This is a genomic window from Alteromonas sp. G5_S2_22_S1 (assembly GCF_054968525.1).
Window position 1 is genome coordinate 1 of record NZ_JBQKUJ010000028.1, and the last position, 18,336, is coordinate 18,336.

General features: G+C 44.9%; 13 protein-coding genes. 2 read left to right on the forward strand and 11 right to left on the reverse strand.

Annotation, left to right across the window (positions count from 1 at the left end):
• Positions 1-52: 52 nt before the first annotated feature.
• From ACTRWF_RS18905 to ACTRWF_RS18915, 3 genes are all read right to left on the reverse strand, one after another.
• Positions 53-1,792, reverse strand: a complete 1,740-nt coding sequence (locus tag ACTRWF_RS18905; RefSeq protein WP_462836042.1) for an AMP-binding protein — start codon at positions 1,790-1,792, stop codon at positions 53-55.
• A 353-nt stretch (positions 1,793-2,145) separates the two neighbouring features.
• A complete protein-coding gene (locus tag ACTRWF_RS18910) occupies positions 2,146-2,724 on the reverse strand; it encodes an EF-hand domain-containing protein (RefSeq protein WP_020744279.1) in 579 nt (192 codons plus the stop codon).
• Positions 2,725-2,978: 254 nt separating this feature from the next.
• The gene (locus ACTRWF_RS18915) at positions 2,979-5,351 is read right to left on the reverse strand and encodes a DNA polymerase II (RefSeq protein ID WP_462836043.1); all 2,373 of its coding nucleotides are present in this window, start codon (positions 5,349-5,351) and stop codon (positions 2,979-2,981) included.
• A gap of 245 nt (positions 5,352-5,596) precedes the next feature.
• Between ACTRWF_RS18915 and ACTRWF_RS18920 the strand changes: the two genes are divergently transcribed.
• A complete protein-coding gene (locus ACTRWF_RS18920) occupies positions 5,597-6,628 on the forward strand; it encodes an MBL fold metallo-hydrolase (protein ID WP_012519744.1) in 1,032 nt (343 codons plus the stop codon).
• Between the two features lie 68 nt (positions 6,629-6,696).
• Here ACTRWF_RS18920 and ACTRWF_RS18925 read toward each other — a convergent pair whose 3' ends face one another.
• From ACTRWF_RS18925 to ACTRWF_RS18950, 6 genes are all read right to left on the reverse strand, one after another.
• Positions 6,697-8,007 carry an ATP-binding protein gene (locus tag ACTRWF_RS18925; RefSeq protein ID WP_462836044.1) on the reverse strand — a complete coding sequence of 437 codons (1,311 nt, stop codon included), beginning with the start codon at positions 8,005-8,007 and terminating at the stop codon, positions 6,697-6,699.
• A complete protein-coding gene (locus tag ACTRWF_RS18930; protein WP_012519742.1) occupies positions 8,007-8,591 on the reverse strand; it encodes a chemotaxis protein CheX in 585 nt (194 codons plus the stop codon). The genes ACTRWF_RS18925 and ACTRWF_RS18930 overlap by 1 nt, the downstream gene beginning before the upstream one ends.
• Positions 8,588-8,953 (reverse strand): response regulator, encoded by a 366-nt coding sequence (locus ACTRWF_RS18935; protein ID WP_012519741.1) that lies wholly within the window; start codon positions 8,951-8,953, stop codon positions 8,588-8,590. The genes ACTRWF_RS18930 and ACTRWF_RS18935 overlap by 4 nt, the downstream gene beginning before the upstream one ends.
• 245 nt (positions 8,954-9,198) lie before the next feature.
• Complete coding sequence (locus ACTRWF_RS18940) at positions 9,199-10,374, reverse strand: pyridoxal phosphate-dependent aminotransferase (protein WP_020744276.1); 1,176 nt, start codon at positions 10,372-10,374, stop codon at positions 9,199-9,201.
• A 23-nt stretch (positions 10,375-10,397) separates the two neighbouring features.
• A complete protein-coding gene (locus ACTRWF_RS18945) occupies positions 10,398-11,219 on the reverse strand; it encodes a sulfite exporter TauE/SafE family protein (RefSeq protein ID WP_020744275.1) in 822 nt (273 codons plus the stop codon).
• A gap of 114 nt (positions 11,220-11,333) precedes the next feature.
• Positions 11,334-13,928: a TonB-dependent receptor plug domain-containing protein gene (locus ACTRWF_RS18950; protein WP_020744274.1), complete on the reverse strand. Its 2,595-nt coding sequence runs from the start codon at positions 13,926-13,928 to the stop codon at positions 11,334-11,336.
• Between the two features lie 429 nt (positions 13,929-14,357).
• Here ACTRWF_RS18950 and ACTRWF_RS18955 point away from each other — a divergent pair, with 429 nt between their 5' ends.
• Positions 14,358-15,338: a LysR substrate-binding domain-containing protein gene (locus tag ACTRWF_RS18955; protein WP_462836045.1), complete on the forward strand. Its 981-nt coding sequence runs from the start codon at positions 14,358-14,360 to the stop codon at positions 15,336-15,338.
• A gap of 47 nt (positions 15,339-15,385) precedes the next feature.
• Here ACTRWF_RS18955 and ACTRWF_RS18960 read toward each other — a convergent pair whose 3' ends face one another.
• Together ACTRWF_RS18960 and ACTRWF_RS18965 are read right to left on the reverse strand one after the other, a co-directional pair.
• Positions 15,386-16,099 (reverse strand): endonuclease/exonuclease/phosphatase family protein, encoded by a 714-nt coding sequence (locus ACTRWF_RS18960; RefSeq protein ID WP_020744272.1) that lies wholly within the window; start codon positions 16,097-16,099, stop codon positions 15,386-15,388.
• Complete coding sequence (locus tag ACTRWF_RS18965; protein WP_462836046.1) at positions 16,087-18,303, reverse strand: VTT domain-containing protein; 2,217 nt, start codon at positions 18,301-18,303, stop codon at positions 16,087-16,089. Before ACTRWF_RS18965 ends, ACTRWF_RS18960 begins: the two co-directional genes overlap by 13 nt.
• Between the last annotated feature and the right edge of the window lie 33 nt (positions 18,304-18,336).

Here is an 18,336-nt window from a genome sequence, read left to right on the forward strand (position 1 = left end):
AAACCCGCCTAACGGCGGGTTTTTTGTGTTTGGGAGAAAGGAAATTATGGGGTTATGCTTCAGTTTTTAATGCTTGTTTCTTCAGTGTTTCTATCATGTGTTCGCGCATTTTAAACTTCTGTAGTTTGCCTGTGACCGTCATGGGATAGCCTTGTACTACATTTATGTATTTTGGAACCTTAAAGTAAGCTAGCTTAGACTTAAGATACTCACGTATCTTTTCTTCATCAATGTGACGATTTTCTTTAGCTTTTATCCAAAGACAAACTTGTTCTCCGTATCTATCGTCTGGAATACCAAATACGGCGGCATCAGATACGTCGTTGTGTTGATACAATACCTCTTCTATCTCTCGCGGATAGATATTTTCACCACCGCGGATGATCATATCTTTTATCCGTCCTACTATGGTGACATATCCTTCGTCGTCCATTTCACCGAGATCGCCAGAGTGTAACCAACCTTCATCATCGATCGTTGCTTTTGTCTTAGCTTCATCTCCCCAGTAGCCTTTCATTACACAATAACCTTTCGCGCAAATTTCTCCTGGCTCACCAATTGGTAACGTATTACCCTTAGCGTCAATAATTTTAACTTCAGTATGAGGCATTGCACGGCCTACGGTCTTCACTTGCTTCTCGAAAGGGGAGTCTATGTCGGTAATATGATTAATAGGACTGCATTCCGTTTGTCCGTAACCTATAACCACTTCGGTCATATTGAACTCACTATGCACTTTGCGCATAAGCTCTTCTGGGCAAGTACTGCCAGCCATTACTCCCGTCCGTAATGTCGATAAATCAAATTCTTTAAAGTTCGGTAGCTCTAGCTCAGCGATAAACATAGTTGGAACCCCATGCAACGCGGTGCATTTTTCTTCCTCCACAGTACGAAGTGTAGTTTCAGGGGCGAATGATTCACCAGGAAAGACGGCACAAGCCCCAGATGCTAAGCACACCAAATTACCCAACACCATTCCAAAGCAATGGTAAAGCGGAACGGGTATACATAGCTTATCTTTGTGTGTGAAGCGCATGGCTTGGGCCACAAGTAATCCGTTATTGAGAATATTTCGGTGTGTTAACGTAGCGCCCTTAGGGTTTCCTGTGGTCCCAGAAGTAAACTGAATATTAATGTTATCGTCTGCGCTCAGTTCAGCTTCTATCTCTGTAAGCTTAATACGCAATGACTCTGTCGGCTCTCTCTGCAGGGCTGAAAAGGGGAGTAGTCTGTCTACTGGTTGGTCACCTATAGTGTAGATAAACTTAAGTGACGGTAACATTGAAAGAGAAAGTGGCTGCGCTAGGGAGTCGTTTCTATCATCCTCTATTTCAGGGGCAAGTTCTTTTAACATCGCTACGTAGTTAGACTGTTTAAAAGATTGGGCCATGACAAGGTATTTAACCTGAACATTATTTATGGCAAACGCGAGTTCATCAGGGCGGTAAGCTGGGTTTAGGCACACCATTATTGCGCCGATACGTGCTGTAGCCATTTGCACAATAGACCACTCTATATTGTTGGGTGACCAAATACCTACTCTATCACCTGGTTCTACACCGTTAGCAAGTAATCCACACGCTACTCGTTCGATTTGAAGCCAGTACTCTTTATACGTCCAATTAATGTTCTGATGTCGAACAACAATGGCTGGGTGGTCTGTGTAATTGTCGACAACTCTTTTGAAGTACTGACCAATCGTCAGTGAAGTTAGTTCTGCATTCTTAGGCCCTATAAACTCACTTTTTGAAAGAGGAAACGAAGTGTTAGGTAAGCTGTCTGATTCCATCATAATTTGCCTCCATGCGCGTACGCATCTGCTGTAGAGAAACACTGTTAGTTTTGAGGTACGCTATTCAAATTAATAGCGCGTTTAAAATACACACGTAAAACGCTAAAAAAATAGCGTGGTAAACATATATTTTAATAATTATTAACAATATTGTTGCAAGTGGGTTTTGTCGACAAGATGTTAGTCTTATATGGCGTCGTTCAGCGACAATATTTTGTATTTCGTCGCAGGTGATAATAAAGAAATGAGGTCTAAAGCACTGTCTCTCATACAGGAAAGACCTATTAAGCAAAAAAAGCCCCGCTTAGTTAGCGGGGCATAAAATCGGGAAACTACAACAAATTTCCGCCGAACTATTCTGATTCGATTTCTTCAAAATAGGTGCGGTATTCCATGCGCGTAATATATGAATCACCATCTTCATCCATCGATTCAAAGTCGCCTTCAACGTCCGCTACGTCAAGTTCGGTCTCGCTGATTTTGCCGTCGCTATCCATGTCGATTTCAGTGAACTTAGCGTTTGCGGTCGCTGACATTTCAGTACGCAACTCCTTATTCTTTTCTGAGATCATTTCGTTATCTGCTTTAGAAAAGAGCTCAGGGTTGCCTTTCTCAGTTAGCGCCGCGTCATTGGTTCCTTCTGTCTGTACTTGAGTGATAATCTCGTCGCTAAACATTGACGGTTTCTCATCAACAAACGTGTTGAATTCTGTACGGCTAACCATGCTATCTCCATCTGTGTCCATTTTAGAGACCAATTTGCTGTCGATAGCACCTGATGACTCTGAGCCAACAATGTAACCATTGCTGTCTTTATCGAGTGCGTTGAAGCCCATAGTGATTTTTTCTTCATGGTGACCTGCAAATGCTGATGTTGACAGTGTAGCAGCGACAACAGCACCAGTAATCATACTTAACTTTGTGATCTTCATAATCAAATTCCTTCTGTTTCTCTTTGCGAACACGGGCGATCAATTGCCCTAACCACTAAATTGAACGCATGTTGATTGAAGTAAAAACTTCGATCAAACCTATTTAGCTACTCACTTATCTTTTATTCACTTGTCGTGCCAATGAAATAAGCTAATGAAATAAATGAGAAAAACGGTTTTTTGACTGTGCGAGGAGTGTAATATTTTTGTTAAATTGTCACGCAGCATGAAAGATCTTCATACGAAAGCTAACGCTAGAATAAGGTAAGTTGATCGTTAGCAATCTGTTCAAAGTTTAACGAGATATGAGGTAGTATGCTTTCCGCAATAGGCTTTATTTGCTTTTCGATATAATGATCATAGTCAAGGGGGGCGAACGCGGTTTCCACAGTTTGCGGGCCTTGAACTGTAATCACATAGGCAATTGTTGTGTTTGTTTGATAGCGCAATGGCAACCCTTGCTCTTTAAAATGCTCATCAGCTCGCCGCGCAGCTTTTACATGGGGGGGAAGTGATTTAATATAAGAAGACAACGGTTTTCTTAAGCGCTTTTTGTACACTAAATCATCATCAAGTTCCCCTGCTTTAACCGCGTTTAGCATGTCACTTATATAGCTCTCTACAGGTTGACCAGTGAATACCCGTTCGTACAGTTCGTATTGAAACGTTTTAGCCAGAGTTGTCCAGTCTGAGCGCACGTTTTCTAAGCCTTTAAAGGTTAGTTGTCCGTCTTTCATTCCCGCGTAACGTTTTTTACTTCCTTCGGTAGAGCCCCTAATCGTAGGCATAAAAAACGTTGAAAAGTGAGACTCGAATTCAATCTCTAAGTGACAAGCAATGTCATAGCGGTCTTTAAGTAGTGCCGACCATTTTTCGTTGATGATTTGTGCAAGCTTAATACCCGTTTCTGTGGGCGTACCCAATGTGCCGTTACCTTCTACGTGAACAAAGGTCGAGTCGGTATCACCGTAAATGACGGTATAACCGAGTTCTTCTATCCATCCGGCAGTGGTTTGCATGATCTCATGTCCACGTAAAGTGATAGAACTCGCAAGGCGGGGATCGTAAAAGGGGCAGCCACCACTACCTAGTACACCGTAAAACGAATTCATTAATATTTTAATCGCTTGTGAACGAGGTGCATCCTTTTGCTTTTTCGCCTCGTCACGCTGCAACCATAAGTTCTCAATGATAGTAGGCAAAAAGTGGGAGGTACGACTGAATACCGCGCCTTTGAACCCTTCTATAGCATGTTTAGGCGATTTCAATCCTTCAGCCAACCCCATGGGGTCAATTTTGAATGTACGTATAATAGAAGGGTAAAGACTTTTAAAGTCGAGAACTAATACATCTTTGTAGAGGCCAGGCTGTGACCGCATGACATAGCCACCTGGGCTCGCTAACCCGCCATTTTCAGGTCTAACACCAGCAATATAAGATTTGCGATGAAGTTTAGGTAAGTATACGTTCAAAAATGCCGCCACCGACCCGCCGGGCCTCGTCATATCCAACCCCGTCAGTATGCTTCGCAACGCGAGGAAGTCGATAAATTGGGTTTGCTCCTGTATGCGGTTTACCAGCTCCGTGTCTTTATAGTTATAGTCGGCCAGCGCAATGGGGTCTTCATGATATAAACGTTTTATCGCCGCTAATTTGTCGGTCTCTTGAATAAGTTTGTTTTCACCTAACAGTGCCTCTGAAACGTTATCTAACGAGAACGACTCAAACTGATAGGTCATTGTTTTAAGTGCTTCAATGCCATCTATTACACAGCGCCCTGGTACATCAACCAAGGTTTGATCTTCCCATTGTCTGACTGAAGCTTCGCGTTCATGGCGGCCAAGGGTAAATTTGAGTTTATTCGCTTTGGCCCTTCGAGCAAGTACTGCCATGTCGAACTGCTTAACATTCCATCCTAAAATAATGTCGGGGTCGTAGGAGGTAACATGGTGAAAAAACGCGTGTAGTAGCTCTTTTTCCGAATTAAGCACTAGTAGTTGGTATGGCTTGTCGTTTCGCTGCTCCACACCCCGCTTTTCAAAAGTTGGTGGGCAAACAAGGAGCACAAGGTTTACCCCTTCACCGGCTAAAGCAATACTAAACAGCATTTCATGTTCGTCACACTCAATATCTATGCTTAGAGAAGAGAAGCGTGTTCGAAAGTGACAGGGGCGTATTTGTGCATTTTCAATTACTGTTGTCGGTGAGCTATCAGCGCCGGCGTTAGGCCCGATAAATTCAACCGCGCCATACACAAACCTTTCCATTAAATAGCGATCAGCCACACGGATGTCGGCTTCGTACAGTACAATATTTGCCTCTCGTGCAAGCTGACGTAGCTGGTGCATGTGAGACTCAGTCGCGGTTTTAACCGTGGCCACTTGCTTTTGTTCTAGCGTATTAAAGCCGTCATTCTTAATGTCTAATGTGGCCAGAACCCGTTGTGCGATGCTCTGTAACGCTTCAACATGCTCCAATGCCACAAAACACGTGGGGGCTTGGGGCGCAGATATTAACCTAACGGTACCTGTCGGCGTTTTAACCCACAGTTCTACGTAGACTTTGCCACGTAGTGTGAAGGTACCTTTATTGAGTATAAATCCTTGCTGAATTGATGAAGCTTGCATGTGTCCGTTTGAGTGAAAGGCGTTTAATGAGTGAAGGTAATAATGCGTTAATTACGTTTATCAAGCGCTATAACAAGCATCAGGAGCGAGTATACCGTTTGTTATCACCAACTCCTATAGATCTCTATTCGACAGATATGTTTGTTTTTCAATACAGAGCGGGTTAGAACCAAACTAATACAAACAAGCTTACACAACAAGCGTATGCGAAAGCGGTAAGCATAAGTAAAGTAGGTGAGGGCGATATGGAATATCTTTACGAGAAACAGGTTGAGCCGGGTAAGCTAATCGAAATTGCCGAAGGCGTACTGTGGCTGACTATGCCTCTACCTTTTGAATTAGACCATATAAACCTTTACCTAATTCGGGGGGACGGGGGCTGGGTAGTGGTCGATACTGGTATAGGAACGACTACCACCAAGTCATTATGGCAGCGTATTTTCGAGCAGCTGGACGGCCCTATAGTTGGGGTTATAGTGACGCACTTGCACCCTGACCATGTGGGTCTGGCAGGCTGGATAGCCGACACTTTTAAGGTTCCGTTTTACATGACGCAAACCGAGTATTTCACTGCTCGCGCATTTGCGGCTGGAAGGAACGGAGCTACAAATGAAAGAGACGTGCTTTACTACCAGCGCGCCGGCCTTGACGAGGTAATGATTGAGAAGCTGACAGCGACAGAGGGCAACGGCTACAGCAGTGTAGTGTCGCCGTTACCCATTAGCTATACCAGGCTTAAAGACCAGATGGAATTAGCGTTAGGTGATAATCAATGGAAGGTCATGATTGGGCGCGGTCACTCTCCCGAGCACGCTTGTTTATATAGCGAACAAAAAAATATTTTGATTTCAGGGGATCATATTTTACCCATTATCACCCCCAATATAGGCGCATATTCCACTGAGCCCGATGCTAATACGTTAGATGATTATCTTAATACGCTACCCAAATTCAAATCACTGCCAAAGGATGCCACAGTTCTACCTGCTCATAAGCTTCCGTTCATTGGCCTTCATGAGCGCGTCGACACCCTGTTAGCTCATCACCATGACCATTTAAACGCATTGGTAAATGCGTGTGAACAGCCGCAAACTGCCGTTAATTTGTTGCCGGTGCTGTTCAAACGGAAACTATCTAGCCGAAATATGGTGTTCGCTGTGGCCGAGTGTTTGTCGCACTTAAACTACTTACTGAACCAAGGGGTGATCAGTCGAAGTGTAAATAGCAAAGGGCAGTTTGAGTTCAAAGCAAACCAGACCAAGCAGCTCGCTAGTTAACTTTCAAGACGATAGAGAATGCTCAAGGGTGTGTTTAGCCTGCTTAACCCGAGAGTTAAATGCATGAATTAGGGCGTGAGTGGGCTATCGAGCTCACTGCCTATACTCTCATTTTCCAAGCAAGATAACTGTTTGGGAATGGTTATTTCCACTACGGTTCCTTTATTTTCTTTGCTGCTTATCGATATCTTACCTTGGTGCTGTTCTATCGCGGTATAGGCTACGGATAACCCTAACCCCTGGCCTTGTCCCTCAGGTTTTGTAGTGAAAAAAGGCTCAAACAGCCGCTTTCGGTGCTTAACTGGAATACCGCACCCTGAATCGAGAATTTTAATCACTACCGAATCTCCTTTTTCGATAACACTCAATTTTACAAACCCTTTCGTTTCAATGGCTTGAGCCGCGTTAATCATGACGTTCATTAAGGCTTGTTTCAAAGGCCCGGGGTTTCCCATCACCTCGACTTTTTCGTGCTCACATTCAAACTTATAGTGTGGCGCACTATATTGCGCTGAAATTAGCGTAATCAATTGGTTGCATATTGTGCACACATCGACAGTTTGAACCCCTTCTGTATTTTTCAAAGAAAAGTTTTTAAGGTTTTCAACAATGTCTTTTACTCGGGTGAGGCCATCGGTAGATTCTTCAATTAACTCTGTGATGTCTTCTTTTAACAAGTCGTAGTGATTCGATTGAAATAAGGCGTCGATTTGCTCTTTAAGTTCGTCGTTAAACTGTTCAAGCTGTGCATAAACACCATCACAGATAGAGATTAGGTGAGACGCGTATTGTCCTAAAGTATTTAGATTTGCGTTAACAAAACCAACCGGGTTATTGATCTCATGGGCAATCCCAGCCGCAAGTTGCCCGGTAGACGCCATTTTTTCAGCCTGAATAAGTTGGCTTTGTGCTGTGTCAAGTTTACGAATGAGCTTTCGTTGAGCTTCATGTTCTTTTTTTAGCGCTTCAGACAGTTTTTGCTGCGCTCTAAAGTAGCTAGCCTGGGCTGTAACATCTTGTAAGAAGATACACGCTAACTTCTGACCTGAACTTTTGTCTTTGATGGGGAGAATTTCCATATTCTGATACATCTGCGTTTCTTCACCCGTAATGGGGCGAGAGCTTTTAAATGGAAATATATGAGGGCGCTGCTCCCAGTAACTAAAGCTTGGGTGCTGCAGCACAAACACCGATTTTAATCTGCGTTTTAAAAACTTCGCTTGCCCTTGGAATAGGTCTGTAACCGGTGTGTCTTTGTAGCAGTCTCGCAAATCGTGAGGCAGTCTATCTAGAAAAAAATCATTCAAGTAAACAACGTTAAACTGCTCATCAACTATGCCTATTCCGACAGGTAATTTACCTACCAGCTGTTCAAACATTATGCGAGCAACTCATCCAGCGTATTTTTTATTCGAGCAAGCGATTCATCGTCGAGGCAGAAAACCACGCGCATGCTAAACGAAGAGATAGCAATAACGAATTGGACTTCCATGACTAAACTATGTTGCCACTTTAAATCATCGAAATTGCTCTTATCGGGTTGAAACAGGGTAGGCATATTCAAGTTAGTCGTCAGCTCTAATTGTTCCGAAAGACCCGCTAAGCAAGCCCCCGCTAAGATGTTGCACAGTTCTAATATAATTTCCTGAATGTCCTCTTCACTTAATGGGTCTTCGTAATCCATCAAGGTGGCAACTTCTGTCAAACCCGCCTGAGACAGCACGGACATCACTTCACCATGAACGTCTCCTAAAAACGACTGGCGGGTGTAAAAAGCCCCTTCAGTTTCAAACAATAGTCCATACAGTTGTGTAGGGGTGACTGCTGAAATTTTGGGAATAGAAATATCTATCTTGGTTTCAATTAACTGAGCGAGCGAGTTTGCCGCTTGCCCCATAGAAATATTCAGCAATTCCTGAAGCGCATCTCTTTGCTCTTCATCTAGTGGTAATACGATGCTCATAGATACCCCAACTCAAACAGCGTCATTGCTAATTCTTCTTTATCTAAGGGTTTGCGAAGAAAACGCTTAGCTCCGAGAGATAAAACAATTTTTTGCTTTTCAGGTTGAAAGTCTGCGCTGATAACAATGACATTCGGCGCGTCTGTCTTTTCGTGCAGAAACTCTAATACGCCTACACCGTCTACTTCAGGCATAGTGAGATCTAATAGAACGAGCGCAAAGTTACTCTCTGATAAGGCATCTATAGCTTCTTGGCCATTGGTTGCTTCAGTAATATTGTATTCAAGATCTTCGGGAAGTGCCCGTATAACGCTACGCCTCGACAGTTTTGAATCATCAGCAACTAAGACAGAAAGTGACATTTACAGCCTCCTTTATTGGCATTTTTGTGATATGCCGTTTTAGTAAAGTATGTGCAGTTTTAGCGTTACTGCAACAATACCTTTAAATTTTATTGCTCGGGGGGCGATGAGCAGCAATACAACATCTTTAGTATATGACAGAGGTGACTTTTGTGCGTATTAGACTTTTAGTTGAATTGAATAAAGCATTAATTGTAGGGGGGAAGTAAGGGTGTGAACCGACACTCGGTACACACCACAACATTTTAGGTATTTTGCATGGTGTACATCTTATCGAGTGCCGCGGGCATGGCATCAACATAACGTTTAACGTCGGCGATTTTACCCATACTTACGCGCGACCAATTATGGTAAGTGCGATAAATTCCTCGTATTAGCACGTCTTTCTCAGCCATCGCTTGGCGAAAATACTCAGCGTTACCATCGCCTAAGTTCACGAAAATAAAGTTAGTACTTGATGGCAGTGCCGTCAAACCGTTGGCTTTAACCGCGTCCATAACCATTGCCTTACCCTCATAAATTTTTTCTTTTGAAAAAGTTAAAAAGGCATCATCGTTGTAGCTAGCAATTGCGGCGGCAAGACCGGCTTGGTTTAATGTATATCCGCCCATTCCATAGCGATTAATCCATTCAGTGTTTTCTTCAGAGGCGATGAGGTAACCAACTCGCATGCCTGCAAGGCCGTAGATTTTAGAAAACGTACGCGCAACAATGACATTATGGCCGGCTTTAACCAGCGGGATCATGGTGTGCTTTGGCGGTTCGTCGATAAGTTCATTATAGGCTTCATCAACCAATACGAGGGTTTTCTTAGATGCTTTTATGCAGAAATCTCGTAGCTTATTAGGGGCGAGTACTTTACCGGTCGGATTGTTTGGATTACAAATATGTACCATTCCAATTGAGTCATCGATGGCGGCGTACATCGCATCAAGGTCAATATCGAGTTCGGCGGTGTTGGCAATTCTCATTATCTCGGGTGCACCCTGCTTTTCAGGGGCTTTAGAGGTAGTATCCCAAAAGAGATCTGGGCCAAGAATTTTTCCATTTTTACTCGCGGCAACGGCGGCATAAGACAGTATTGGGCTTGAACCCGCACTCAATGAAATATGCTTACGCGTAATGCCGTGACGTTCTGCAATCATATCGAGAAGTGTCATAGCGGCGGGGTACGCATAATAAGCGCCACCTTGGGCTGACGCGGTGGCAATTGCTTCTAGTGCTGCAGGGCTTGGGCCAAAAGGGTTTTCATTGGCATTGAGCTTTGCAACGCCTGGCTTTGGGCCGTATATAACGGCAGGCTGACTGGCAGCGGCTTCTACAGACTGCGCACTAACTAGATTGCTTAATCCACTTGCGCCTATCGCCGAGGCGGCTACAGAGCCACCGATAAATAAACGTCTTGAACGGTTATAACTCACGGTTTTTCTCCTTTTTAAACTACTTATATGGCTTTATAAAACATGGCGCTCGATACAATGACGAGGTAAATACCAAATAAGCGTTTTAACTTCTTCTCGCTGAAGTTGTGCGCCATTTTCGCGCCAATTGGCGCGGTAAAGATCGCACCAATACTAATTGCAACAAGGGCTGGAATATTGATGTAACCGATGGTGCCTACCGGAAGTGAGGCAGTGTCGGGATGCTTCATGAACAAAAAGCCTATCGCACCTGGAAGACCAATTAAAAAGCCTACACCAGCTGCGGTTGCTACCGCTTGCTGTATGGTTCGCTGACACATAACCATGGTGATAACAGTAGGGGTGCCGCCGCCTATACCAAGTAATGCAGAAAAGCCGCCGAGTACAAACGCCAGTACAGCTTTACCAATACCCTTAGGCATGTTGAAAACAAGCCCGGGTCGAACGACGAACTCAGGGAAAAGAAAATAGACCGAATATAGTAGAACGCCTGCAGCGAATACAACGGTTAGCCCGTTGGCGCTTGAGTTGTTAGCAATCAATAACCCGCCGCCAACGCCAAGAATAAGCCATATACTCCACGAGCGAAGAATGTCAAAATCAACAGCGCCTTTCGCACGGTGCGCCATCACAGACCGAGCACTAGAAACAACGATAGACGCTAAAGACGTCCCTATTGCAACTTTAACCAATGCTTCTGAAGGGGGAGTAAAAAAGGGAAAAACGGCAAGCAATGCCGGCACAACCACAAACCCACCGCCATTACCAAACAGGCCTGCTGTAATGCCTGCAATAGCACCGGTAATACATAAAGTAACTACAAACCACAGTAGTTCTAATTCCATCTGCTTTCTTCTCCGCTTAAAACAGCTAAAAACATGAGTGACCTTTAACGTTTTTCTTATATAAAGTTAATTAAAACGCTAACACCGACAACAGTCGGTGTTAGCGAGAGTGCATTAGAAGCGAGCGGCGAGTCGGGTGTAATAATACCCCCCTTGCCAATCGACAACCGAGCCAGAGTCATAAACTTCACCACAACAGGCGTCGCCATTAGTGCTAACGTCGGGGTAGTTATCGAAGAGATTTCTCACGCCTACTGATAACGTGAGGTTTTCGTTAATGAGATAAGACCCTTCAATATCGAACATGAACTCATCGCCGAATGTTTGAATACTCGTCGCGTTTTCTCCATCATCGCTACCCGCATTTTCGTACTCGCCGAAATAACTCAAGCGAGCAACGGCAGACCATACGTCGTAGCTATGTGTCACTGAGAACACACCGCGCATTTCAGGGCGACTGTTTTCAAAGTCGAACTGATCTTCAGCATCAAGGTATTCACTAGGGTCAGAGTCAAACTCTGTTTTGTTGTAGTTCACAGAGCCGGTTAACACTGTAGCGCCGTATTTAGACTCCATTTTGTAGGTGGCAACTACGTCGACCCCTTCGGTTACCGTATCGAAGGCGTTTTGGAAGAAGAACACGCCACCAATAGATTCGGCGCCCGATACATTCGCACCTGAAAGCGCAAGGTAGTTTTGGTATGCATCATAGCCATCGGCGTCAGGGTCGGTGACCACTGTGGTTGAAACATCGCGTGTAGAAACCGAGTAAAGTCGGTCTTCTAGCTTAATGTTGTAGTAGTCGACAGTAAGCGTTAAGTCGCCGTAGTTAGCAGTCATACCCAACGTGAAGTTAGTCGACTTTTCAGGCGAGAGCGCTTCGGCACCAAGGGCTTGCGCTACATCGCCACCCGCTGGGAATAAACCTGTTGCAACAGGGAAGCCATCTGGCAAGCGAGTAGAAACGTTAGTTGTGCCTTGCTGGCCGGGTGTAGGCGCTCTAAAACCTGTACCAAATGACGATCTAAAGCCTACATCATCCGTTAGTTGGTAGAACCCTGCGACTTTGTATACCACCTCAGAACCAAAGTCCGAATAATCCTCATATCGCAGTGCTGCCTGGGCAAAAAGTTCATCGGTAATATCACCTGAAATGTCGGTATAAACGGCATAGGAGTCACGTTCGTACGAACCTGAGTAATCTGGAGAGTATCCAGGGAAGCCGTTAGAGCCAACGCCTACTACAGTATAAACGGCGTCGTCTGGGTCAGAACAATCTAGTGAGGAACCTGCTGCAATGACAGATAGGCCCGCAGCCGTTGCTGTGGTTCCGTCACAGAATCCGTAAGGGTCGGACGTTGCGTAAGGACCGGCAAAGTACGATGCTTCTTCACCTTCAGATATTTCATATGACTCATCTAAGTAACTTGCGCCAAAGGCAAGAACGTACTCGCTAAGGTCGTAGGTAAAGTCAGCTTGTATTTGTGTTTCTTCATTGGTGAGGTCGCCCGGCTCGAAAGAGGTGGGTGACATGTTGCCTAATGATGGGTTTATTGTATTGGCAAGGGTATAGGAAATTTCATTATTTCCGTAACGTCCACTAATATCATAGGTAAGGTCGCCCGACATACCTTTGATACCGCCTACAAAAGAGTAATCGGTTACGTCACCAAAGAAGCGCGGCGTAAATCCTCCGGGAAAGAATTCGGTTGGGTTCCAGATAGAGCCGTCTTCAAGGCGAATATCTTCAATTGTACCGTTGCCTGGGTAGCGATAGTAGAACGAACCATCGCCTTCACTTTCTGAGTAGTTACCAAAAGCATAAAGCTCAGCTTCAGGAGACAAGGCGTAGCCCGCATTCACAAATACCCGCGTACCGCTTGTATTCGGTTGTCCCCAAGGCTGTACCACGTCTGAACCATGTACACTATTGGCCATGGCTGTTGCATCGGCAATATACTGTTCTGATTGCTCGTCAACACAGAACCACGGCTCACAATATTGTTCACCCCTAAATGTTGCTTCGCTATCTGAATATTCTGCTGAGATACTTAAAAAGCCATCGTCTCCAAGGGCAAAACCTTTATTGCCGGTAACGGTTATTTGGTCACCGTCACCTTCATAATACGTGCCATAATCAGCGGTAAAAGAACCGCCTTCCGTGTTGTCTTTAAGCTGGAAGTTAATAACACCAGCGATAGCATCTGAACCGTATTGCGCTGCCGCGCCGTCTCGAAGTACTTCTACCGTTTTAATGGCTGCTGTGGGGATAGTTGCAATGTCTGGGCCCTGTGTACCCGAGCCGCCAATAGAAACAAGTGCTGCTCTATGGCGTCGCTTAGAGTTAACCAGTACCAAGGTTTTATCGGTAGGCATGCCACGAAGTGTTGCGGGGCGAATAAAGGTTCCACCGTCAGATATAGGCTGACGGCCAACGGAGTAAGAGGGAACCAAGGTCATAAGAACGTTGTTCATATCGGTAAAAGCTACTGCCTCTACGTCTTCTGCGGTTAATACATCAACCGGCACAGGAGAGCTGGTCACCGACCGTGGCGCGCCTCGCGCCCCAACAACAGCGATGCGTTCTAAGTCTTTCGCTTCGGCGGTTTCTTCTGTCACTTCTTGCGCTTGTGCAAGCATTGACGTGGTAAAAAGGGTTAATCCGGTAAGTGCGTAACGTACTGCAGTATGGAGTTTCTTTTGTTTCATCAGTGTTCCCAATCGTGCTTATTGCTACTTAATTTGTGAATGTGGATTGTTTAAATCTGCACTCTTTTTAGGCACGCACGAGCACCACATTGATGCGTTTCGCATCTTGTTATTGTTGTTGTGTAACTCGTGTACAGGGTCTAGGCTAAAAACTCTTTCGCGCTCGCGGAAGAAAGAAGAATATTCAGGGGTATAAGAAAAGTATTGACCCTAAGCGAACGGCCCATTTTACTTGGTGTTAGACTTAAGTATTAAGCTGCATCAGATTTTTTGTCTCTCCCATTTCCCCGCAATTTTTACAAATTTGCTGCATATAACTGATTGGAATGGCATATAGCTTGCGTTAAACCACAGTGCGCATACTGTCAAATCAATCGATTGGGGGCCAAGCGCAATCTATATTTGCTGCGGGTTTATTAAGGGGGACGAGTGCATTCTAAACAGCTGCATTATTTTATAACGACGGTACAAAAGGGAAGTATTGCGGCTGCCGCCAGAGCGTTAGATATAGCGCAGCCGGCTATAAGTCAGCAAATAGCAAGTTTAGAAAGGGAAGTAAAAGCCACATTACTTGAAAGAAGCTTTTCTGGGGTTAACCTTACGCCTGCGGGAAAAGTATTTTACAAGCACGCCGAGAAAATTGCAGATGAAATAGATAATGTAAAGTTAGCCATGGAGGCATTTCACCCGGCACAGCACAGAAAAATTAAGATTGGTATGCTGCCTTCAATTGGCAATGTACTTTCACTGCCGTTATTAACTGAAATTACAAAAAATCACAAACACGTAAAAGTAGAGATCAGTACCGGGCCTTCTTACACTATCAATGACTGGCTAGAATCTAAGCAGGTGGACATCGCGCTGACCTACCAACAGGCTATCGAGCCTAGGTTCATGAATCTAACGCCGCTTATTCAAGAAGAATTACACTTGGTTTTCACCGCTTCACCGGCCTATTCTCAGTACGCCGAGCTAAGAGAAAAGTCGTTCATCAAGTTTTGGGAGATAAGCGAGCTGCCGCTTTTATCTCCAGGCAATAAAGACGCCTTAGGCCAGCTTATCGCTGATTATGAAAAAGCGACGGGGGTAAGTTTAAAGCACGATCTGGCTTATTCGGGGCAGCTTATGACGGGGTTAAGACAGGTTATGCAGGGAGAAGGCGTAATGATTTTGCCCACTTCAGCTATCTTTCACCTTAGAGAGTCGGGGCTGGTATCCACGCTTAAAATCACTCAGCCTGAAATGCACCGAACGGTCTTAGCGGCAACCAATAAGCAGGTTAAGTTGACGCAAGACGTTGGCCATATCATCAATGTTATTAGACAGGTAGTGGCGCAAGAAAATACCCTTGACCACTGGTGCGGCACGCTAGAATTTGCGTCATCGACGTTTATTGCCCAATCGGCATAATATTACGCCCTGTCTAAACCTTGCTAGCTGGGTGATTAACCAGGTCATTAGTCAGGAGATTCAGGCAATTCTATATCGATAAGAACAGGCAGATGATCGGAATATACTCTGGTTTTAGCATTCTTAAGCTTCCTACAGGCTTTAACTTTTATATCATCGGTAACCCAAACTCTATCTAACGAAAAGACGGGGAAATGGCTAGGAAATGTAGCGCCGACTTTTTGTTGAAAAAGCAAAGAATTCAAACCTTTAAATGCTTTAGAAAAAAACTGCCATTCATTGAAATCTCCAGCCAGTACTAACGGGGTTTGCTTTTCCTTGAGACGCTGAGAAAGGTGCTCATGAAGCAAAGAGAACTGTGAGCGCCGCTCCAGTTTTTTTAGTCCCTTATGCGTATTCACGACAGTAAGCGGCGTTTTCTCTGTTTTTAATTCAACAATTTGCACATTTCTCGGTTGTCGCCCGCTTTGGCTTACATCAACCGTGTCGTTTGATAAAACGTCGTAGCGAGTGAGTATAGCGTTGCCATACCAGCCATCAGCTTCTCTGATGGCTGGCGAAGGTATAAGTTTAAAGGTATTTTCGGCACATATGTCTCTAACATCTTGTGCGGTATCTCGCTCGGGAGGGCGGGTGTCCATTTCCTGCAGCAACACGACATCGGCACCGCTGCTTGCGAGAAACTGCCCAATACGTTTGTAATCATGCTTTTTGTCTCTACCTATTCCGCTGTGAATATTATAAGTCACTATGCGGCACATTTTTCTACCTCACTTTTACTACTGCTATCTTCATTTTCGCTGTCGCTTTTCGCTTCTTTACGGGCTTGATAGAATCGAGCGAACTTTTGTGAGCCCCAGATCATTAAGCCCCACAGTACAATACCGCCAACTAAATAGCTGATTGTTTCAGGCGATGGGTTCTGCCAAATTTGCGCGATAGAATCACCCACTAAGCCTTTAGCAATCATGGGAGGAAACATACCTAAAAACGTTCCTACCAAGAATTGGAAGATCCCTATTGATGAAATACCCGCTACCAAGTTAACTAAACTAAAGGGCGCCACAGGCAACATCCGGATAGCTGCTACGCCAACTATGCCGCTGCGTTTCAGTTTTTCATCAACCGCCGCGACTTTAGGGCCGCCTATTTTTCTAAGCCCAGCATTACCCGATAGCTTGCCAACACCGAACATAATGGCTGAGCTCATAAGTGCCCCCATGATGCCGTAAATAGGGCCCCAAATTGGACCGAAAATAGCGGCGACAGCCAGTGATAGTACGGTGACCGGGAAGAACAGTATACCGCCAACAACATAGACTAATAGGACCGTGGGTAACGCAAAGTAAGTGCCCCTGCTTTTTTCTAAAAAGGCATTGATGCTGTCTGAGCTCAACCACGGAATGGATTGACTCGCCCAAAACATTAACCCACCTAGCACGGCGATTATTGCAAGACCTATCAAAATCATAATGCTTCGACGTCTTGGATTGCGAGCAGGTAGGGCCGCGCCATCAAAAGTTGGCACCGAGATCAAAGGTTCTTCTGGATCTGAGAGTGCACGAAACATATTTTGGCCGGAGTGTTCAGTGAAAACTTCATCACGTACTTCAGTTAGCACATAGCCATGTGCTATTTGCCCCTGCATTAAGGCTTCAACCGGTGAATCGTTATCGAAAATAGCCGGCATGTCGGCAATATCTCTGCCGGTGTGCTCAGCAAGTAAATCATTACGCACCTGTTCAATACAGGCTTGATTTTCCTTGCTATTGCCAAACAACACTGTGTCTATTTCTGTATCTAAGGTCATAGAGCGGTTGCTTAAATTCGAAGAGCCGATCACAAGATATTTGTTATCAATGGTCATCACTTTTGAATGAATTCGCTTATAAGCGCGGCGGCCTTGCATGTCTTCAATGGAAGAGTAGGTTAGCTTCACTCGCTCTGGGTCGATGCCCTTTTCTAAGATCGCTTTAAATTCAATTCGACTCGCCCAAAAAGCTTCGCATTCAAACTTACCTTTGGGCTCGTAAGAGCTCACAATAATGACCGAAAGATTAGGCTTTAACTTAAGTTGCTTATTAAGCGCCTCGGCTATCTCCTGTCGAGTTGTGAATTGGTTTTCAATATAGATAACAGATTCGGCTTCGCCGATAAGGTCAAGCAGCATGTGACGTACTTCTTGCGCTGGCTCTACTTCATCCATAAACGGAATAGTACGGGCAAGTGCACACTCTACGTTTTCAAAAAGCGGCGGGTAATCTTCAGGCCACGCATCAGGAAGGGGCGCATTATAATCAATCCGCGCGTCTTCTCTCATATCAATAGGAGATTCTTCGGCTACGCGCTGCCAGCGCCATCTAACTAATTTTGCAAAGTCTTCTACTACGGGACCGCTTGATACCATTTGCACATCGTGAAGGGGGCCATATTCGCCATCTGGGCCGTCGCGCTCTTCAGATACAACGGGGTGGTCACGAGTGTCCCAGCGATTTGTCGACACGTCCATTCCACCTGAAAACACCAATTCATCGTCGATAACCACGATTTTTTGATGCTGGCTACCGCCCATGGGAATTGTGCCATCAAGTTCAGTTTGTACGTTATCCGGCGTTTTCTCTTCCCACACTTCTTTCGCCCACATTTCTCGCTGAGCGAAAAATGCCAACGATGAATCCCACCGCAATAGGTAAATCTTAATATCGGGGAGTTGTTCAGCTTTCCACTTTAGCAGGTCACTAATTACACTGGGTGCTTCGCTATTGGCCTCGTCATCGCCTCTTAGTAGGCGAATTCGGCTGTCTATGTCCCAGCCTACAATAAAGATACTGTGCTTGGCTTTAACTATTGAACTGTGCAACGCCTTATAGTAATTCCCGCAATCAATGAGTGGCGTAGAGAAACGGGCCTTACTTTCGACCCAACAGTTTTGGCCTGGTTGGAATATGCTCTTACCTGATTGCATGTGCTTTTACCTGTTATTCATTCTATTAATCTG